This is a genomic window from Vitreoscilla massiliensis (assembly GCF_001457815.1).
GTDB lineage: Bacteria > Pseudomonadota > Gammaproteobacteria > Burkholderiales > Neisseriaceae > Vitreoscilla > Vitreoscilla massiliensis.
Window position 1 is genome coordinate 487534 of sequence record NZ_LN898220.1, and the last position, 21794, is coordinate 509327.

The 21794-nt window shown below is 52.1% G+C and carries 15 protein-coding genes; all 15 read left to right on the forward strand.

All coding sequences use genetic code 11. The features are described from left to right. Positions 1-142: 142 nt before the first annotated feature. The 15 genes from BN3003_RS11160 (at position 143) to BN3003_RS11230 (ending at position 21787) form a co-directional block, all read left to right on the forward strand. Positions 143-1930, forward strand: a complete 1788-nt coding sequence (locus BN3003_RS11160; RefSeq protein ID WP_058356732.1) for an acyl-CoA dehydrogenase family protein — start codon at positions 143-145, stop codon at positions 1928-1930. Positions 1931-2167: 237 nt separating this feature from the next. After that, positions 2168-3928 (forward strand): caprolactamase subunit beta, encoded by a 1761-nt coding sequence (capB, locus tag BN3003_RS11165; RefSeq protein ID WP_058356733.1) that lies wholly within the window; start codon positions 2168-2170, stop codon positions 3926-3928. Positions 3929-3948: 20 nt separating this feature from the next. Next, positions 3949-6030 (forward strand): caprolactamase subunit alpha, encoded by a 2082-nt coding sequence (gene capA, locus BN3003_RS11170; protein ID WP_058356734.1) that lies wholly within the window; start codon positions 3949-3951, stop codon positions 6028-6030. A gap of 70 nt (positions 6031-6100) precedes the next feature. Further along, entirely contained in the window at positions 6101-7042 is a 942-nt protein-coding gene (locus BN3003_RS11175; RefSeq protein WP_058356735.1) for a helix-turn-helix domain-containing protein, read from the forward strand. Between the two features lie 369 nt (positions 7043-7411). After that, positions 7412-8392 carry a TerC family protein gene (locus BN3003_RS11180; RefSeq protein ID WP_222704890.1) on the forward strand — a complete coding sequence of 327 codons (981 nt, stop codon included), beginning with the start codon at positions 7412-7414 and terminating at the stop codon, positions 8390-8392. Between the two features lie 127 nt (positions 8393-8519). Continuing rightward, entirely contained in the window at positions 8520-10793 is a 2274-nt protein-coding gene (parC, locus tag BN3003_RS11185; protein WP_058356736.1) for a DNA topoisomerase IV subunit A, read from the forward strand. 6 nt (positions 10794-10799) lie between these two features. Beyond that, entirely contained in the window at positions 10800-12395 is a 1596-nt protein-coding gene (locus BN3003_RS11190) for a two-component system sensor histidine kinase NtrB (protein WP_058356737.1), read from the forward strand. Then, positions 12379-13857 (forward strand): sigma-54-dependent transcriptional regulator, encoded by a 1479-nt coding sequence (locus tag BN3003_RS11195; protein ID WP_058356738.1) that lies wholly within the window; start codon positions 12379-12381, stop codon positions 13855-13857. Before BN3003_RS11190 ends, BN3003_RS11195 begins: the two co-directional genes overlap by 17 nt. Before the next feature lie 179 nt (positions 13858-14036). Continuing rightward, entirely contained in the window at positions 14037-14792 is a 756-nt protein-coding gene (locus BN3003_RS11200) for an RDD family protein (protein ID WP_058356739.1), read from the forward strand. Then, complete coding sequence (locus tag BN3003_RS11205) at positions 14789-15787, forward strand: stage II sporulation protein M (protein ID WP_058356740.1); 999 nt, start codon at positions 14789-14791, stop codon at positions 15785-15787. Before BN3003_RS11200 ends, BN3003_RS11205 begins: the two co-directional genes overlap by 4 nt. A gap of 5 nt (positions 15788-15792) precedes the next feature. Beyond that, positions 15793-17316 carry a DUF4129 domain-containing protein gene (locus tag BN3003_RS11210; RefSeq protein ID WP_058356741.1) on the forward strand — a complete coding sequence of 508 codons (1524 nt, stop codon included), beginning with the start codon at positions 15793-15795 and terminating at the stop codon, positions 17314-17316. Then, entirely contained in the window at positions 17313-18707 is a 1395-nt protein-coding gene (locus tag BN3003_RS11215) for a DUF4350 domain-containing protein (RefSeq protein ID WP_058356742.1), read from the forward strand. Before BN3003_RS11210 ends, BN3003_RS11215 begins: the two co-directional genes overlap by 4 nt. Beyond that, complete coding sequence (locus BN3003_RS11220) at positions 18704-19711, forward strand: AAA family ATPase (protein ID WP_058356743.1); 1008 nt, start codon at positions 18704-18706, stop codon at positions 19709-19711. The genes BN3003_RS11215 and BN3003_RS11220 overlap by 4 nt, the downstream gene beginning before the upstream one ends. Continuing rightward, the gene (locus BN3003_RS11225) at positions 19708-21045 is read left to right on the forward strand and encodes a DUF58 domain-containing protein (RefSeq protein ID WP_058356744.1); all 1338 of its coding nucleotides are present in this window, start codon (positions 19708-19710) and stop codon (positions 21043-21045) included. The genes BN3003_RS11220 and BN3003_RS11225 overlap by 4 nt, the downstream gene beginning before the upstream one ends. After that, entirely contained in the window at positions 21032-21787 is a 756-nt protein-coding gene (locus tag BN3003_RS11230; RefSeq protein ID WP_058356745.1) for a class I SAM-dependent methyltransferase, read from the forward strand. Before BN3003_RS11225 ends, BN3003_RS11230 begins: the two co-directional genes overlap by 14 nt. The last annotated feature ends 7 nt before the right edge of the window (positions 21788-21794 follow it).

Sequence of the window (21794 nt, forward strand, 5' to 3'; positions counted from 1 at the left end):
CGGTGACAAACTGGGGTTTAGAGCATTATTCTTGTCTGTATACAAAAAAGAATTCCTCGTGTCATAATCATGACCATGTAAATGATTACACTAAATCACCGCTTGTACTAAAACTAACAACATATTTCTCAAAGGAGAGAACATGGCTTATCAAGCACCATTAAATGATTTACGTTTTGCATTGCACACTCATGGCCGCTTGCCAGAAATCTTGGCCTTACCCAAATCAGCCGGCTTGGATGATGAAACCGTCAACGCCGTTTTGGAAGAAGCGGCCAAGTTTGCCGAAACTGCTTTGGCCGATACCAACCGCGCTGGCGACTTGAATGGCGCCAAATTGGTCGATGGCAAAGTGGTGTGTGACCCTGTCATTGCCAATGCATTTAATGAATTTCGCGATGCCGGCTGGGTAGGCTTGCGCGCTGCCGCCGAATTCGACGGCCAAGGCTTGCCGATGACGGTGGCCGCTGCCTGTGAAGAAATGTGGTGTTCTGCCAACTTGGCCTTCTCTTTGTTGCCAATGTTGACCTTGGGCGCGTTTGAAGCCTTGAACCACCACGGCTCCGACGCCTTGAAACACTTGTTTATGCCGAATATGGCTACCGGCGTGTGGTCGGGCACCATGAATTTGACCGAGCCACAAGCCGGCTCAGACTTGGCACAAGTGGCCTGTAAGGCCAAGCCTTTGGGCGATGGCACTTACGCCATTGATGGCCAAAAAATCTTCATCACTTGGGGCGACCATGAATTGGTCGACAACATCGTGCACATGGTGTTGGCACGTTTGCCCGATGCCGCCCCAGGCGTGAAAGGCATTTCTTTATTCTTGGTGCCGAAATACTGGGTAGAAGCTGATGGCAGCGTGGGCGCGTACAACAATGCTTACGCCGTGTCTTTGGAACACAAAATGGGCATACACGCGAGCCCAACTTGCGTGATGGCGTTTGAAGGCGCGCGCGGTCATTTGATTGGCGAAGCTGGCAAAGGCTTGAATTATATGTTCACGATGATGAACCACGCGCGTTTGGGCGTGGGCATCGAAGGCCATGCCGTGGCCGAACGCGCTTATCAACATGCGTTGGCGTATGCACACGAACGCGTACAAAGTCGCTCCATCAGCAGCGGCAGCCACGAGCCGGTGAGCATCATCCACCACCCCGACGTGCGCCGCATGTTGTTGCAACAAAAAGCCACTTTGGAAGCACAACGCGCGGTGTATTTACAGGCCGCTGCGGCTTTGGACACGGCTGAAAGCCATCCGAACCCTGATGCACAAAAACAAGCGCAAGCGGTATTGGACTTCTTGATTCCGATCGTCAAAGGCTGGAGCACTGAAAACGGCACCACTTTGACCAATTTGGCCATGCAAGTCTTCGGCGGCATGGGCTTTATTGAAGAAACTGGCGCGGCACAATTCGTGCGCGATGTGCGCATTACCGCGATTTACGAAGGCACCAACGGCATCCAAGCCTTGGACTTCATTGGTCGCAAAACCGCCAGCAATGGCGGCGCCGTGGCCAAAGCCTTGATTGCCGAAGGTCGCGCCGTTGCTGCCAAACTGTCTAACGAGCAAGGTTTGGCCGACAAATTGAACCGTGCCTTGAACTTGGCCGAAGAATCGGTCGACTATGTGGTGGCGCAATTTGCGGGAAATACTCCTGATTTTGCTGCCGCAGGCAGCTTGGCTTACTTGATGCAATTTGGCTTCACCTTGGGCGGCATCGAAATGGCGCGTGCCCACATCGCCGCGGGCAAAGCCTTGGCCAATGAGAGCGAGCAAAGCTTGGGCGAAGACTTCTACCGCAACAAACAAGCGACCGCCCGCGCTTACATCGATTTGGTCTTGCCACAAGTCTTGTCATACCACGAGCAAGTATTGGGCAGCGCTGCCACAGTGATGGATTACCCATTGTCGGCTTTGTCTGTGTAAAAACGCACTTTTGTGCACAGATTTGATTTTGAATCTGTTTGCATCCTAATAAGCGGCCTGTAAGCATTTACAGGCCGCTTTCTTATGCATTAAGGGCATTTATTCATTTATTTCAACACATTTGCCTTTTAGTCTGGCAGTGCACACTGCGCTGCAGCAATGCACCCACAGTCAAGACGGCGTCAGTCCCTCGTAATACTGTTGTCACACAGCATGACCATAACGAGGAGAAACGACATGCAAACTACCCCCTCCATAGACCCAATTACGCTGTCGGTGGTGCGCGGCGCACTGGAAACGGCACAACGTGAAATGACCATCACCTTGGAAAAAACCGGCCGCTCCAGCGTGTTCAATCTGGCGCACGACTACAGCAATGCCTTGTTCGACCACCACCCTGAAATGATTTTGCAAGGACAAGACATCCCGATTCACCTTGGTTCACTGATCCCCGCCATGAAGGCTGTGGCGGATTTTTTTGGTGACGACATCCACGAAGGCGATGTGATTTACCACAACGACCCTGTGTACGCCGGCAGCCACATCTTGGACTGCTGCATGTACAAGCCGATTTTCCACAACGGTGAATTGGTGTTTTGGGCAGTGTGCAAAGGTCATCTCACCGACATCGGCGGCCCTGTGCCGGCAGGTTACAACCCAGACGCGAAAGAGTTGTATGCCGAAGGCTTGCGCATTCCACCGGTAAAACTGTGGGACAAAGGCGTGCGCCGTGACGACGTGATTAATCTGTTGATGTGCAATATGCGTTCGCGCCGCAATCAAGAAGGCGATTTGAATGCGCAATTGGGCGCTTGCCGCGTCGGCGAGCGCAATTTGCTCAATTTGTTGGATAAATATGGTTTGGACACGGTACAGGCCGCCATCGCCGAACTCAAAAACATGGCCGATCACCACATGCGTGAGCTCATCCGCTCGATTCCCGATGGTACTTACCACGGCGAAGCGGTATTGGAAGATTCGGGTCATGGCTTGGGCGCAATGACGATTTCAGCTGACATCCGCATCAGCGGCGACAGTGTGCACATCAGCATAGACAGCCCACCGCAAGTGCCGTATTTCATCAACTCTTACGCCGGCAACTCTATGTCGGGCGTGTATTTGGGCTTGATGATGTTTGCGCAAGTGCCGCCACCGTATAACGAAGGCTTGTACCGCTGTGTCAGTGTGGAATTGGGCAAAAAAGGCACGCTGTGCAATGCGCAAGAACCGGCACCGCATGTGAACTGCACCACCACACCGATGGAAACCTTGACCGACGCCGTGCGCAAAGCGTTTGAAGCCGCCGCACCTGAGCGCGTGACCGCCTCTTGGGGCCATGCTTCGGGCATCAACATCGCCGGCATAGACCCACGCACCGGTGAGCAATACGTGACCATGGTATTGGCATCCATCATTTCTGGCGCTGGCGCCACCCAACAAATGGACGGTTGGCATGCGTGTGGGCCGTTGTGCTGCTTCGGTGCGCTGTCGTCTGGCGACATCGAATTGCTTGAATACCAATACCCCATCCTCATCCACAAATACGGCTTGGCGCAAGACAGTGGCGGTGCCGGTCGCTACCGCGGCGGATCGGGCACGGTATGGGAAGTGGAACCGCTAGACCATGAAATGACGGTGATTGCGTTTGGCGAAGGCCGCCAAATCCCGACCATGGGTGCGGCCGAGGCTGAAAACGGCTTGCACGAACCGAAATTGGGACGCTTGGAAATCATCCACAGCGACAACGACACCACCGTCTACACCCAAAATACCTTGACCCAAATTCAGCCGGGTCAACGCGCACGCAATACCAATCCGGGTGGCGGCGGTTATGGCGTGGCCTTTGAGCGGCCTGTAAATGCGGTATTGCACGATTATGTGCAAGGTTTGATTACCACAGAAGGTGCGCGTTTGGATTACGGTGTGGTCATCAGCAATGGCGCCATAGACGAAGCCGCCACCAACGCCTTGCGCGCTACCCAAAACATCACTGCCTAACACGATACGAGGAGAATCTTATGAAACATTTATTTCGCTTGGGCGTGGATGCAGGTGGCACGTTTACCGATTTTATTTTGTCCGATGCCAATGGCAAGGTGTTGTTGTGCAAGAGTTTGTCTACGCCACAAGACGGTACTTTGGCCATTTCCGATGGTTTGCGCCAATTGGCCGAACATACGGGCTTATCCATTGAAGAATTGGTGCAAAGCTGTGATTTGTGCATCAACGGCACCACCGTGTGTTTGAATGCCTTAATCGAACTCAAAGGCGTGAAAGTCGGCTTGCTGTGTACCGCTGGCCACGAAGACAGCATCGAAATCCGCTTGGGTCACAAAGAAGAAGGCTACCGCTACGATGCCTCTTACCCACCGGCACCACAATTGGCACCGCGCGAATTGCGTTGCCCTGTCCGCGGCCGCGTGTTGGCCGATGGCACTGAGCGCGAAGCCTTGAATGAAGACGATATTTTGGCGGCAATACAGGTATTCAAAGCCGCTCAAGTCAAAAGCGTGGCAATTTCGTTTGTGTGGGCAATCAAAAACCCAGCGCATGAGCAACGTGCACGCGCTTTGATTGCCGAGCACATGCCCGATGTGTTCATCTGTTGTGGCCACGAAGTCTATCCACAAATCAAGGAATACACCCGCACCTCCACCACCGTCGTCAATGCGTATTTAAGCCCGGTAATGAGCGCGTATGTGGCCAAAATCGACGATTACTTCAAGAGTTTGGGCGCGCAACAACCGGTGCGCTACTTCCAATCCAATGGCGGCTTGGCCGTTGGCGAGGTGATGCGCGAACGCGCCGTGAACGCGATTAACTCTGGCCCTGCTTCGGCACCACAAGCCGGCCTATTCATCGCCGAACCGTTTGGCATTAACAATGTGATTACCGTCGACATGGGCGGCACCTCGTTTGACATCACCATGGCCAAAGATGGCCAAACCAGCCTCAACCGTGACATCGACTTCTTGCGCAACCGCATCGGCGTGCCGATGATACACGTGGAAACCTTGGGCGCAGGCGGCGGCTCGATTGCGCATGTCAATTCGTTTGGCATGCTGGAAGTCGGCCCACACAGCGCCGGTTCTTTCCCCGGCCCTGCGTGTTACCAACAAGGTGGCGACTTGCCGACGGTGACCGATGCCAATATTGTGCTCGGTTATTTGAATCCGGAAGCGGCTTTGGGCGGCAAAGTGCAATTGTCGAAAGAAAAAGCCGAAAATGCCATCCGCTACCATGTGGCCGACCCACTGAACATCGAATTGGCGCACGCCGCTTACGGCATCAGCACCATCGTCAACCAAAACATGGCCAATGGCATCCGCCGCATCACCATTGAGCAAGGCTACGACCCTCGCGATTTCAGCTTAATCTGCGCAGGCGGCGCTGCGGGGATGCACATCGTTGAATTGGCCGAAGACATGGGCATTAATTCGGTGTTGGTGCCGAAATTTGCCTCAGGTTTGTGTGCGTTTGGGCAGATTATTTCCGATGTGAAATACAATTACCTCGCCACCCAAACCATGCTCATCGATGGCAAGCAACAATACGCCGATTTGAATGCCACTTTGGCACGCTTGGAGCACGAAGGCCGTGCCAAATTACAGGCCGATGGTTTCAAACCTGAGGAAATCGTGGTCGAGCGCAGCATGGAAATGCGCTATGTCGGTCAAGTGCATGAGTGCAATGTCGCCATCAGCAATGAGCTCATCAACGATGCCAGCATGCAAACCATTTTGCGCGACTTCCATTTGCGCCACGAAGCCTTGTTTACCTACTCTGAGCCACAAAGCGTGGTGGAATTGGTGAATGTGGAAGTGATGGTGCGCGGTCAAGTGGAAAAACCGCACATCGCGCCGATTGCCGCCGCCACCCAAGCCACCAGCGAGGCCATCGTGGCACACCGGCCGATGATATTGTCACACCAATACGAATGGGAAGACACGCCGGTTTACAATGGCAGCGCCTTGGGCGCCGGCGATGTGATTGCCGGACCGGCCATCATCCAAGAGCCGACCACGACTTTGCTGCTGAAAAAAGGTTGGCAAGCCAATCTGCATACTTCAGGCACTTACCACCTGACAAAAGCCGCATAATCGTTTAGTCTTTAACCTGAGTTCAGCGACCGCTGACTCAGGTTTTTTGCTTTTGGTGGAGTCACTTAGAATGAACACTGCTGCCCATGTCAAACAATCTTTAATCTATGACCGCTCGCAATGGCAACAGCGAGTGCGCGATGTGTATTTCAATTTGGATGTGACGTTTCGCTCCGCCACGGGTTCAGGCCGCTTGCTCGACCAAAAACTGGGCGACATCAATGTGTCGTGTCTGCATTCCTCCGCCATGCAATACCAGCGCTTAAAACCCGCCCAACACGAATCGTATTTCCTGATTACCCTGCCCTTACAAAACCGCATCCGCATGCAACAAGGGCACAAAGACGTGTATTGCGAGCGCGGCCAAGTGTTGTTGCAACACGCGAACGAGCCATATGTGTTTGAATACAACCATGAGAATACCTTGTGGGTGATGAAAGTCCCGTCCAAATTGCTCAAGCAACACATCGCCCACCCCGAAAACCATACCGCCCGCGTTTTCGATGGCAATACTGGCATAGGCAAGCTGTTGTCCAGCAATATGGTGGTATTGGGGCAGGAATTGCTCAATGGCCATCTTGATTCGCAGCAAACCGCGTATTACAACGATTTTCTGCTGCAATTGTTCGCGCAAGTGGTAAAACAAGACGCCGGTGTCCATCTCAGCGACGAACAAACCATACGCCAAGCGCAAGTATTGAAAATCCAAAACTTCATCGCCGCCAACCTCAGCCTGAATGAATTGAACCCGCAATACGTTGCCGCCGCCTGTGGCATCTCAGTGCGCTATTTGCACAGCCTGTTTCAAGGGCTGGACAGTACCTTCAGCCGCTATGTGCAGCAACAGCGTTTACAGGCCGCTTATCAGTGTTTGCAGCAGCAACCTGAGCGCAGCGTTTCCGACATTGTCTACAGTTGCGGTTTTAACGACCAATCGCATTTCACCCGTCTGTTCAAACTCACTTACCAAACCACGCCCTTGGCCTTGAAAAACGGCAGCAAGACGCGCTGAGCCGCTGTTATCGTCGTCAGAATTGGCGGCTCATGCAGATTTGCAATGTTTAACATACGCCATTTACCTATTTTCGCACGGTAATTCCATCTGTATTACAGGCCGCATAGATGATGTAAATCCTTGCTGTAGCTGGTTTTAAAGCCCAGACACACGCAGCGTGAATCGACTCATTACCGCAATGCAAAAAAATTAATCGCTTTTTACTGAACTTATTGCCCACTGCGCTCTCTACTGACGCGCTGTCTAATTGCACGTGATTGAGTTTCATCGACAGACTTCAGTTCTGTTAACATATACGCCCTCAAGAACACACCGACCATTTTGGTTTCGTCCGTCTCAAACACTTACTTATCATAGGAAAAATCCGTGCATCCTGCTCAGTATCCTGCCATAGGCACGCCGCTGTTTTATGGTGTCTTCGCTGTCATTGTCATCATCATGATTGCAATCGACATGTTGGCACTCAAAAAAAACGGCGCACATAAAGTCAGCATCAAAGAAGCCCTCTCTTGGTCCATCGTCTGGGTCGCCGTGTCTTGTGCCTTTGCCGGCTGGTTGTATTGGTATTTGAATACCCATCCTGAATATGGCCACGCCATCGCAGTAGAAAAAACCATGGAATTCTTCACCGGCTACATCTTGGAAAAATCCTTGGCCGTGGACAATATCTTCGTGTTCTTAATGATTTTTGCCGCTTTCAAGGTGGAAGCCCAATACCAACACCGCGTGCTGTTATACGGTGTGTTCGGTGCCATTATCTTGCGCACCATCATGATTGTCATCGGTGCGGCCTTGGTATCGCGTTTTGAATGGATTTTGTATCTGTTTGGTGCGTTCTTGTTGTACACCGGCTTACAAATGATGCGGCCGGAAAAAGAAGGCGACGAAGACATTACCCACAGTTTCTGGTTCAAATGGTTGACCAAACACATTCCTGTGAGCAAAAACTACGACGGTGAAAAATTCTTCACCATCGAAAACGGCAAACGCATTGCCACACCATTGTTCTTGGTAGTGGTGGTGATTGAATTGTCCGATGTGATTTTCGCGGTAGACAGCATCCCTGCTATTTTCGCGGTGACCACCGACCCATTCATCGTGTTAACGTCTAACATCTTCGCGATTTTGGGTTTGCGGGCGATGTACTTCTTATTGGCCGACATGGCCGACCGCTTTACCTATTTGAAATACGGTTTGGCTGGCGTGTTGTGTTTCATCGGCGTGAAGATGTTGTTGTTGTACTTTGGCATCCACATTCCGATTGCCTTGTCTTTGGGCGTGGTCTTCAGTGCCTTAATCGCGTCTATCTTGGTGTCTTTACACGTACCGCGTAAAACCAAATCTTAAGCTTGAAGCACTCTCTAAGCGGCCTGTAAATGTTACAGGCCGCTTTTTTGAGTGTTTGCATTGCAACTGCACAAGACAGTAGAGATACATTACAATGAACGTTTACCGTGATTGTGATTGAAGAAAAATGCCTTTGACATCAACAAATGAGCCAGACAGCTTGCACTTAGGCCAATACGCAGAACGCGCCTATTTAGAATACGCCATGAGTGTGGTCAAAGGACGTGCCTTACCTGAAGTGGCCGATGGTCAAAAACCGGTACAACGCCGCATCTTGTTTGCCATGCACGAAATGGGTTTGGCCGCTGGCGCCAAGCCAGTGAAATCGGCGCGTGTGGTCGGCGAAATCTTGGGTAAATATCATCCACATGGCGACTCCTCTGCTTACGAGGCAATGGTGCGTATGGCGCAAGAGTTCACGCTGCGCTACCCGCTGATTGATGGCATAGGCAATTTTGGCTCGCGCGATGGCGACGGCGCAGCGGCGATGCGTTATACCGAAGCGCGTTTAACACCGTTGGCGAGCTTGTTGCTCTCAGAATTGAACCAAGGCACGGTCGACTTCATTCCCAATTACGATGGCGCGTTTAACGAGCCAACCTATCTGCCTGCCCGTTTGCCCATGGTCTTGCTCAACGGCGCCTCAGGCATTGCCGTGGGCATGGCCACGGAAATCCCGTCGCACAATTTGCACGAAGTCACCAACGCCGCCATTGCCTTGCTGAAAAAACCGAGCATGACGGTGAGCGAATTGATGGAACACATCCAAGGCCCAGACTTTGCCGGTGGCGCTCACATCATCTCCACTCCTGAAGACATTGAGCACACTTATACCAGTGGCAAAGGCAGTGTGCGCGTGCGTGCGCGTTATGAAATCGAAAAACTGGCGCGCGGCCAATGGCGCGCCATCGTCAGCGAATTACCACCCGGCGTGGGTGCGCAAAAAATCTTGGCCGAAATCGAAGAGCAAACCAATCCCAAGCTCAAAAACGGCAAGAAGAAGCTGACGCAAGAGCAAATCAATCAAAAAGAATTGCTGTTGTCACAATTGGAATACGTGCGCGATGAGTCAGACAGCGCCTGCCCTGTGCGCTTGGTGTTTGAACCCAAGTCCAGCCGCATCGACAGCGAAGAATTGATGAATACTTTGCTGGCGCAAACCAGTTTGGAAATCAATGTGTCCATCAATTTAGTGATGATGGGCATGGATGGCCGCCCAGCGCAGAAGAATTTGCTCGAAATCATCAGCGAATGGCTGCAATTCCGTGTGCATACCGTTACCCGCCGTTTACAGCACCGCTTAGGCCAAGTGGAAAAACGCATCCACATCTTAGAAGGCCGCATGGTGGTCTTCCTCAATATTGACGAAGTCATCGCTGTGATTCGTGAATCGGATGAGCCCAAGCAAGACTTGATGGCGCGTTTTCACCTGAGCGAAGTACAGGCCGAAGACATCTTGGAAATCCGCTTGCGCCAATTGGCGCGTTTGGAAGGCATCAAACTCGAACAAGAATTGAGCAAGCTGCAAGAAGAACGGCAACAGTTGCAACACATCTTGGGCGATGAGAATGTGAAACGCAAACTCATCATCAGCGAAATGAAAGCAGATGCCAAACAGTTTGGCGATGAGCGCCGCACTTTGATACAGGCCGCTTCTCGCGCCAGCCTCACCCAAACCATGGTCGATGAACCGATTACCTTAATCGTGTCAGAAAAAGGCTGGATACGCGCCCGCAGCGGCCACCATTTGGATTTGAGCCAAACCTCGTTCAAAGAAGGTGATGCCTTGGCGCAAGTCATCGAAACACGCACAGTGTGGCCAATTTTGCTGTTGGATAATCAAGGACGTATCTACAATATGGATGCGGCTGAGCTGCCTAGCGGTCGCGGCGATGGCGTTCCTTTGGGTTCTTTGGTAGATTTACAAAACAGCGCCATGCCTGTGTGCGTCATCAGTGACACGCCAGAGAGCCAATACCTGCTCAGCAACAGCGGCGGTTATGGCTTTATCAGCAGCTTAAAAGACTTGCTCAGCCGTGGCCGCAGTGGCAAAGCCTGTTTGACCTTGCATGATGATGAAACACCGTTGGCGGCTGTCGCATGTGACCAACAAACCACCGTGGTTTTGGCCAGTCGCAACAGCCGTTTGCTTGCTTACCCATTGAGTGAAATCAAGAACATGTCTAAAGGACGCGGTTTGCAATTGATTGCACTGGAAGGCGATGATGTGTTACAACAATGTCATAGCACCAATGCCGATAAAATTACCGTACACTCACAAGGCAAACGTGGCGGACAACATCAAGACAGCATTGCCATCAGTGCCATTACCGCCAAGCGCGGACACAAAGGCAAGCTATTTGCTGACAATCAGCTATTAATTACCCATCTGGACAGCTAACCACCCATGCAAGCCGCCCTCTCCACCACCGATTTTGACAAAGCGATAGCCCGCCTACCGATGATGGTCAATGCGGCACGCTTGGCCATTTTGGTGTCGTTGCTGACCATCTTCTTTATGTTTCGGCAATCGAATTCGGGCGTGGTGCATCTGGCCTTGGTGCCTTTCATCATTTGGGCGGTGATTTATGGCATGGGCATCGTGTTATCGCTGTTCTACCCACGCTGGAAACCGCAACAAAAGAACCTGCCCGCCTTCCATGATTTGTTCGACATCACCATGATGGTGGGCTTGATGCACTTGACTGGCGGCGTGGAGAGCGGTTTTGGCATTTTGATTTTGCCGTTTATTGCCACCTCGTGTTTGCTCAGCTCGGGCAAACACGCACTTATTTATGCTGGCTTCAGCTCCATCCTCATCTTTTTGAGCACACTGGTCTTGCAGCAAGTGTCTTACCGTGAATGGTTTACCAACGACCATGCCACGCGCGATTTGTTTTCGGCGGCGCTGTTGTCGATTTGCTGTTTCTTGGTGGCGGCCTTAACCTCGTTTGTGTCCATGAACGTCAGCCGCGCCAGCCAAACCGTGCACGCACACGAAGAAGAAATTGTGCGCTTAAACCACCTCAATGATTTGGTGCTCAACCGTTTGCAAGAAGCGGTGGTGGTCATCGATGAGCAAGGCAGTGTGTGGCTGTACAATACCCAAGCCAGCCTGTATTTTCCAACGCTGTCTTTGACCGACACCACCAATTTGTTCCTGCCCTTAGTACAAATTTGGCAAAACGCACCGCAACACGGTTTCGATTTGGATTATTCGCTGTTGGATGAAGACTTGCACATCCGTGCCAAGCCTTTGCTGAATCAAAATCCCGCCTTGTTGATTTTGTTCATGCGCCCACAGCAAGAGATTGCGGCAGAATTGCAATCGAACAAATTGGCGTCTTTGGGTCAGCTCACCGCCAATATTGCCCACGAGATACGCAATCCGCTTTCCGCCATCCGTCACGCCAATGAATTGCTGCGCGAAAGCTATGAAACGCGGCCGATGCAAAAACTCGGCGCGATGATAGAAAGCAATGTGCAGCGCATCGACCAAATGGTCGAAGAAGTCCTGACGTTGAACCAACGTGATAGACTGAACCCTGAACGCGTGGATTTGAATCACTTTATCCATGAATTCTTACAAGAATTTTTGTTGGCCACACCCGAAGCCAAAGACTGCATCCGCGTCCACAGCCACCGCCGCCACATGGTGACGGTGTTTGACGTCAACCATTTGCAGCAAATCATGTGGAATTTGATGAACAATGCGTGGCGCCACAGTCAGCAAGACGCCGAAGCGATACAAATCAGCATCAAACCGCATACCCGCGTGGGCTTATTGTCTTTGCAAGTATTGGACAATGGCACTGGTGTGGCAGCGGAAAATGCCGACAAAATTTTTGAACCTTTCTTTACCACCGAAGCCCGCGGCACCGGTTTGGGTCTGTATGTGGCCCGTACCCTCGCCCAAGCCAACCGTGGCGATTTAAACTATTTGGCTTCAGCCAAAGCTTTTGAACTCATTTTACCGACACAACATCATGAACACTCCGCTTAATGCCCCAGTACTGGTCGTCGATGACGAAGAAGATTTGCGCGACTTGATTGAAATGACCTTGCTGAAAATGGGTCTGGAAGTAGATACCGCCGAAGGGGTGGTGGCTGCTAAGAAAAAATTGGACAGCCAATCGTATGCCTTGATTTTGACCGACATGCGCATGCCCGATGGTTCGGGCTTGGAAGTGGTTGAGTATTTGCAACAAAAAAACTTGGACATTCCAATTGCCATCATCACCGCTTACGGCAACGCCGACCAAGCCGTGATGGCCTTGAAAGCCGGCGCGTTTGACTACATTCAAAAACCGGTGACCTTGGCACAATTGCGCAGCTTGGTGAAATCTGCCTTAAAAGTACACGAAATCAGCACCCCTGCACCAGTAGCAGAAGCACCTGCCGCCGCCGCAGAACCTGTGTTACAGGCCGCCTCTACTGAAGCTGCAGCCAGTCCTGCCCCTATTGCGCCGGCATTGCCACAATTCCCACGCTTGCGCGGTGATTCGCAGCTATTGGGCGAAGTCAAACGCATGATTGCCAAACTGGCCAAAGGCATGGTGCCCGTACACATCACCGGTGAATCGGGTACGGGTAAAGAACAGGCAGCGCGCAGCATTCATGAATTGTCGCCGCGCAAAGATGGGCCGTTTATTGCCGTCAACTGTGGCGCCATTCCTGAAAACCTGATGGAAAGCGAATTTTTCGGCTATAAAAAAGGCGCGTTTACCGGCGCCGACAGCGACCGCGAAGGCTTTTTCCAAAGCGCCAATGGCGGCACCATATTCTTGGACGAAGTGGCCGACTTGCCGCTGACCATGCAAGTGAAATTGCTGCGTGCCATCCAAGAGCGGGCGGTGCGCCGCATCGGTGAAAGTAAGGAAACCCCTGTCGATATCCGCATCGTCAGCGCTACTCATAAAGACTTGGGTCGTGAAGTGGAAGAAGGCCGTTTCCGCCAAGACTTGTATTACCGCTTGAATGTGGTGTCGATTACCATGCCGGCTTTGCGCGAATTGCGCGACGACTTGCCGATGTTGATTGAGCACTTGTTGGCCAATAATCCGATGGGCGAAGACTTGGTCTTGTCGGATGCGGCCAAGAAACAATTGCTGCATTACAACTACCCCGGTAACTTCCGCGAGTTGGAAAACATCTTGGAACGTGCCACCGCTTTGGCAGCTGACGGTGTGATCGAACCCGATGACTTGCAAATTCACACGCATGAATTGATTCAAGACGACGAAGACGACAGCGAATCACCAGTGGACGTGGGCGATGTGTCACCACTGGCTCACCATTTCAATATGGGTCAGGCGACGCTACAAGAGTATTTGGACGAGGTAGAACGCTCGATTTTGGAACAGGCCTTGGCAGCGACGAAATACAACCGCACCCAAGCGGCCAAGTTGCTCGGCATCAGTTTCCGCTCCATGCGTTACCGTTTGGATCGTTTGGAAATCAACTAGATGTTTTTACAGGCCGCATTGATGAATATGCGGCCTGTAAACCTTAAAAGCGGTAGCAAATGAGCCTTTATGGTGTATTTGGTAGCGCTTTAATTGCCGACAGCATATCAAACTTGACACTCACCACATGGTGTATGCTTTAATCGTAATCACTCTAACTTACCGCGTGAAAGTACAGTGTGAGCCCTACTGTTTTAGACACTTTGATTCAAGTTGAAACGCCTGAAGCGATAGACATACAGTTGCGCCCTGCCAGTATGTTTCAACGCATCATTGCCTTCAGTTTGGACTTACTGATACGCAGTACGTGGTTTGTTCTCAGTACCGTGGCCATGATCATGTTTTTTGGCAATGCCACCGCCGCGTTTGCAAATGAAAACTTCTCCTATATGGCATTGGGTTTTTTACTGATTAACCTGTTTGCCACCACTTGGCTCTATCCCGTTCTCTTTGAAGTGTTTAACCACGGCCGCACCCCCGGCAAAATGGCGGCCAAAATCCGCGTTTTGCACGACAATGGCAGTCCGATTGGTTGGTCGGCATCGATGTTGCGCAATTTGCTGCGCGTGTTTGATGGTTTGCCATTTGCCTACGCCATCGGCATGGTGTCCATATTGCTCACCAACAAAGGCCAGCGCATAGGCGATATCTTTGCCGGCACCATTGTGGTCGACGAACAAACCGAGCGCCACATTGGCAAATTGGCCTATTTGGAACACATCCCCAGCGTGACCCCGCCGGTAATGCTCACGCGCGAAGAACAGTATTCCATCGTCTCTTTCACCGAACGCCATCCGCGTTTACCACGGGTGCGCCAACAAGAGTTGGCAGAGCAATTGTGTTACGACTTACAACTGCCGGCCACGCAAGCAATTGAAACCGTCTTGGGCATGGGCAAATACTATTTGGGCCAACAGCAAAAGGATGCGGGATGAGACAGCACGCTTTTGAGGCCTTACACCAAGAATTCTGGCAACAGTTTGAGCAGCAATTGGCCAAACTCGAGCTCAAACGCCAACTCAGCGCCGAAACCATCGCCGAATTTGGCCCGCATTACCGCACCTTGTGCCACCATCTGGCCTTGGCCAACAGCCGCAATTACTCGGCGGGTCTGTGTCGCAGCCTGCAAAACTTGGTCGACCGCGCCCACCGCCAAATCTACCAACGCAAAAATTCCATCCGCAAACAATTCAGCCAATTTGTGAAATACACTTTACCGCAAACATTCCGCCAAGAAAAAGCGGTGGTATTGTGGTCACACCTGTTGTTTTACGGCCCGTTGTTTCTGTGTTTGTTGCTTACATGGTTACACCCCGATTTTTTAGACGACATCGCTGGCCGCGGCAGCGGTGCAAATGTCGGCGATGCTTACAGTGACATGGCCGAATTACAGGCCAAAGGCGCCAGTCGCCCATGGGGGCAAAACTGGATGATGTTTGGCTTTTACATTTTTAATAACATCAGCATCGGTTTTCAAAGCTTTGTCGGTGGCTTGGTATTGGGGTTGGGCGCGATATACGTCGCTGTCTTCAATGGCATCCATATCGGTGCGGTCATGGGCTATATGACCACCCACCCAGCAGGCCCCGTGTTCTTCTCTTTTGTCGGTGCCCATGGTTCGTTTGAATTGACTGGCATTGTGTTATCGGTAGCAGGCGGCCTGAAACTCGGTTACAGCCTGATACACCCCGGCGCTTACAGCCGTCGCGATGCTTTGCGCATCCAAGGCAAACAAGCGTCGGCTTTGATTTGTGGCGCGTTTTTGTTTTTGTTCATCGCCGCCATCATCGAAGGTTTTTGGTCGCCACTGACGGTATTGCCTCTGTGGCTCAAATACAGCGTGGCCTTGGTTCTGTGGCTGTCGGTGTATGCTTATCTCTTCCTCGCTGGCCGACAATCCCATGTCATCAGCACAGTGCAAGCGAGGTAAGCCACATGGATTTTCTACAATCGCGCTTGAAATTTCGCCAACGCACACCGTGGGAAGCGGTGGATTTGGGGCGCAGCCTCATCAATTCCAACCTCACCTATTACATGGCTTTGTATGCGGTGTTGATGTTGCCATTCGTCATCATCGGCGTGTTGTTGTCGGTGTTGTTTGACATGGGCGGCTGGTTGTTGGCATGGATGTGGTGGTTAAAACCAATGTACGAATACGGCGTGTTATCGGCCTTGTCCATTCATGCCTTCCAACCCTTGCCTCCATTAAAAACCGCCATCAAAACTGGTTTCAAACTGATGGCACGCTCTCAAGCCATCGGTGATTTGACTTGGCGCCGCCTGCGCCCAATGCGCAGCTTTGTCTTGCCAATCCAGCAATTGGAACAATTGTCTGGCAATGATTTTCGCACCCGCCAACGCGAACTCAGCCGCTATGGCGGCAATACCGCCACCGGTTTGACCTTGATGGGCAATGCCTTAGAAGGCATTTGGATTTATGCATTGATGATTTTGGCGTATTGGTTTTTGTACGGCAATTTCATCCAACAAGGCTTGGTACAACCGAGCCACATGAGTGAAATGAATAAACTCTTTGAGGCAATACAAGACAGCTGGGCGAATGAAGAATTGTCGGTATTTTTCAATTACTCTGCCGTGGCGTATTACCTGACGTTGGTGTTTTGGGGCCCGTATTATGTCGCTGGCGGCTTTACCTTGTATTTGAATGCACGCACCCAGTCTGAGGCTTGGGACATACGCTTAACGTGGCAGCGCTTGGGTGAGCGTTTGCGCAGCGGTGGTGCGTGGTGTGTGGCCATGGCAGTGGCTGCCTTCATGGCACTGTCTTACAGTCCGGCCAGCCATGCCGAAACCTTGCCCAATGAACAAAGTGTGCAGCAACACCGCGAACAAGTGTTGCAGCAAGACCCGTTCTACCATGTGAAACAGGAAAACCGTTGGTGTTGGCTCAGTTGCGAGCAAAAAGCCGCCAAAGAACGCCCCAATATAAATTTCGACCCGACACCCATCGCTACGGGCGGTGCGGGCATCTTACAACTCTTGGGCTATATGGTATTGGCCTTATTGCTCATCGGCTTGTTGTTTGCGCTGTGGTATTGGGCGAAAAACAGCGACAGCAGCGGCAACCACAATAAGGCGCTGGATGCACCCACCACCATGTTTGGTTTGGATTTGCGCGTTGAAGCCTTGCCCAAAGATGTGTCGGCACAAGCACGCTCTCTGTTACAGACCGACCCACGCGCGGCTTTGAGCCTGCTCTATCGCGCCACCTTATCGCAGCTGATTAACAAGCAGCAATTGCCCGTGAAACAACACCACACCGAAGGCAAGGTATCGCTGCTGGTGAATCAACAATTACCGATGCTCAGCCCTTATTTTCAAAGCCTGACCAATGCTTGGTTGCGCACCGCTTATGGTCACCAACAATTGCCATTAGCAGACATGCAAGACTTATGCGGCCTGTACGCCCAACATTTTGAGCAAAGGACGGCCGCATGAGTCCCACTCCTCAAAGCAATGCCCGCAACATCTGGCTCATCGTCTTGGCAGTGGTGGCCGTCATTGCTGTTGGCGTCTTTATGGGCTTCAAGCGTGAGCCGTACACCACGTGGAAAGAGGACGAATCTAAGTTAACGCTGAACAAACACGGCAGCTTGCTGTCTTTAAGCCTGTTTTACCAGCAACAATTGCCGCAAATGCGCCAACAGGTTTGGCGCACTTGGAAAGACAAAGAACCGACGTTCAGCAACCAAACCAACCATTTGCTGTTCATCAACAGTGCCGACAACATCACCACCAGCCAATTCAATCAATTGCTGGCTTGGGTGGCGCAAGGCAACCATGTGGTCTTGCCTATCAATGCATACCAAATCCGCCAACACGATGAAAAAAAGCAGCGTGATGAAGACGATGCAATACCTGAAGCATGGAACCAATTGGAAAGTCAGGATGAGCAGCCCGCCAACATCGCCGCGTGGGCCAAACTCACCTTGGTCAAACGCGACTGGAGCAAACAACCCGCCCCTGCTCTGCCGCAATGCAATGCCTACCTCGAACGCATCGCCGCTGCTACCGTACAAATCAGCCCAGAAGCCAAGCAAAGCGCGGACGAGCGCAAAATGATACTCGACTATTGTGCCAAAAACTTAAACAGCATCAGCTTGCCTGAGGGCAAAACCGTGTATTGGCTCAATCAATATGGCGAAGATGCGGGCTTTAACATCGCGCCGTCTAAAAATCTGTTGTGGCAAGGCAAAGCAGCTGCAGGTGGCCACATTGCACGCCTACAACATGGTAAAGGCAGTGTGGTTTTGGTCAATTCCATGGCCGGTTTTGCCAATCCCCGCGACCCACGTTCAGCCAACAGCGATTTAAACCGCTTTGACCATGCCTATTTGGCCACATATTTGGCGCAAGGCAAACAAGAGGTGTGGTTCATAGACCGCATCAGCGCCGCCGTGCAATCTACCCCACCACTGTGGAAAAAATTGTGGCAATTCTCGCCGCTCTTTTGTGTGAGCATGCTGTTGTTGTTTGCCTTATTTGTGTGGCGCGCTGCCCACCGCCAAGGCGTGATCAAGCAATTGACCCACCACGAAGACAGGCAACTGAAGCAATACTTGCAAGCGCAAGGCGAATTTTTGTGGCACAAAAAACAGCAACAACAGGTATTAAGTCAGTTGCAGCAGCAATTGTGGCAAGAGTGGCAGCGCCGCATTCCAGGCTTAAGCACCTTGAGCAAGGCCGAACAATTAACCGCCGTGCAACGCATGGTCAGCGCCCCTGCAGCCGACATCGAATTGTGGCTGCAAGCCTTACCTGCCAAGCCCACCACCCAACAATGGCTTGCCTATTTGCAGGCTCACCAACACATTAGGAATGCCATATGAGCGAATTTGACTTAGACCTGCCCTTACAAACCAGCAGCAATCCCGCCATACAACAGGCTTTTAAAGCGGTGCAATACTTACAACAGCGCTTGCGCTCGGTCATCATCGGCCAAGAAGCGGTGATAGACCAAGTGTTGACCGCCTTATTGGCCGGTGGCCATGTGTTGCTGGAAGGCGTACCAGGTGTGGGCAAAACCCTGTTGGTACGGGCTTTGGCACAGACGTTTGGCGGCGATTTCAAACGCTTGCAATTCACCCCCGACTTGATGCCCAGCGATGTCACCGGCCATTACATGTTTGATGGCAAAAACAACAGCTTTATCTTGCGCCAAGGCCCGGTATTCACCAATTTGCTGTTGGCTGACGAGATTAACCGCGCACCCGCCAAAACCCAAGCGGCTTTGCTGGAGGTGATGCAAGAGCAATCGGTGACTTTGGATGGCAAACGCCACGATTTGACCCTGCCTTTTATGGTATTGGCGACGCAAAACCCTATTGAACAAGAAGGCACTTACCCACTGCCCGAGGCGCAGCTAGACCGCTTCATGTTCAAAGTGATGATAGATTACCCCACTGCCCAAGATGAAAAAGCCTTGGTGCAAGCGGTGATCAGCAGTCCAGACAACGATTTGCTGCAAGCCAAACAAAACAATGGCGTTACCCTCAGTAGCAATCAGATTATTGGTTTGCAAAAAATGGTGCAACAAATCACCGTCGACCCCCAAATCATTGATTATGTGGTGCGCTTGGTGGCGACCACGCGCCAATGGCATGGTCTGTCTGTCGGCGCCGGCCCGCGCGCCAGCATCGCCTTAATCAGCAGCGCCCGCGCCCATGCTTTGTTACACGGTGTGGATTTCGTCACCCCCGACCACATCCGCAACCTGTGGTTGCCAACGCTGCGCCACCGCGTGCGCCTGTCGACCGAAATGGAGATGGAAAACTACCGCGTCGACGATGTGTTGAACGACATTGCCAACAGCACGAATGCCCCACGCCTATGAGACCCAGTTCGCGGCTGATTACCCTGTGGGTGATTGTGATTTTGGTGGTCTTGTTCATCACCTTAAGCGCCAAGCAAGCCGCCTCAGGTTTGTCATGGCTGGAGCCAGCGGCGGGCCTGTTGGTGGCCGTGGCGCTACTGGTCACGGTTTTGGACTGGCTCTTGTCCAAACGCAGCCTCAACCTGCACATCACCCGCAACATGCCCGACCACTTCTCTGTCGGCAAAGCCCACGACATCGAATTGAGCGTGGTGCCGAAAACGCGTCTTAAGCGGCCTGTAAAAATCACTGTGTATGATTTGTACCCGAACACATGGCAGGTGTCGCATCGCGCCTTACATTTGGACTTGATGCCTGACCGTGGCACCTTGACCCAATACCAAGCCACGCCAGTATTGCGCGGCGATGCCGAATTTTTGGGCACGCAATACAGCATCAGCAGCCATTGGGGCTTGTGGCAACTGTTCAAACGCATCAACACCCCGACCACGGTCAAAGTCTTACCCGATTTTTCGCGCATTTTGGGCGCCAATTTAATCGGTTTGCAACGCTGGTTGGAATTGATGGGGGCCAAACGCATCCGCCGCCATGGTCAAGGGCAAGATTTTCACCAATTGCGCGATTACAGCGATGGCGACAACATTCGCGACATCGACTGGAAAGCCACTTCCAAGATGCACAAGCTGATCACGCGCACTTACCAAGAAGAGCGCGATCAGCAATTGATTTTCCTGCTCGATTGCGGCCGCAATATGCGCACTTTAAGCGGCGATTTAAGCCATTTCGACCACGCCTTAAACGCCATGTTGCTGCTCAGCTATACCGCTTTAAAACACGGCGACGCCGTAGGTTTGATTACCTTTAACCATCCACAAGTGCGTTACATGCCGCCGCGCAAAGGCACTGGCCATTTAAGCCGTTTGGTCAATACCGTCTACGATGTGCAGCCCACGCAAATGGCGGCCGATTATGAAACCGCCGTCAACCAATTGTTACAACGCCAACAGCGGCGCGCCTTGGTGGTGGTGTTGACCCAACTCGACCAAGAAGACAATCAGCATTTGTTGAGCCAATTGCAACGCTTGAAGAAGCGTTTTGCTGTATTGGTGGCGAGCTTGAAACAGGTAGAGCGTGATGCGATTCAACAGCAAAGCCTGCAAAGCCTTGACGATGCCCACGCTTACGTCGGCGCGCAAATGTACGCGGCGCAAGAACAGCAAATGCTGCGTCAGCTCACCGCCCAACGTGTGTTACACTTAAACGTGAATCCGCAACAATTGAGCACTGCTTTGATTAACCAATACCTCGAATTAAAACGCCATGGCAGCTGGTAATACCGTTTTGTACCTGCCCACGGGTCATGGCCTCGCCGCAGAACTGTTAGACCCATATTCCCACTTGCAACTGCAAAGCAGCGCCCCCAACCAAGGTCTGTACCTGCAATTTGATGCCGAACAGCGCTTGAGCCTGTATCAAGCCGGCAGCAAAGGCGCAGTGTGTGTGGACTTTGTGACAGGCCGCTTGGACTACCGCCGTCAAAAAGGCGGCGGCGAGCTCATCGCCAAAGCCATCAATACCAAACAACACCAACACGTGCTTGACGGCACCGCCGGCTTGGGACGCGATGCGTTTATTTTGGCGGCGCAAGGTTGCCATGTGCATTTGTTTGAACGCCATCCAGCGGTGGCCGCCTTATTGCAAGACGGTTTGCGCCGTGCCTTGGCCGATGAAGCTACCCACGACATCGCCGCCCGCATGACTTTAAGTCCGCAATCGTTTTTACAGGCCGCTGTTGCAACCGTGCCTGTGGTCTATCTCGACCCGATGTACCCACAACGGCAAAAATCGGCCGCGGTCAAAAAAGAAATGGCGTATTTTCACGAGTTGGTGGGCAGCAATGACGACGATGTCGCCTTATTGCAGCAAGCAGCGCGCTGCGCTGACAAGCGTGTGGTGGTGAAACGGCCACGCTTGGGCGAATTTCTGGCCGGCCTACAACCCGATTACCAATACAGCGGCAAATCCACCCGCTTCGATGTTTACCTTCCCGCTAAGTTACAGGCCGCTTGGGCCTAAGGACGCA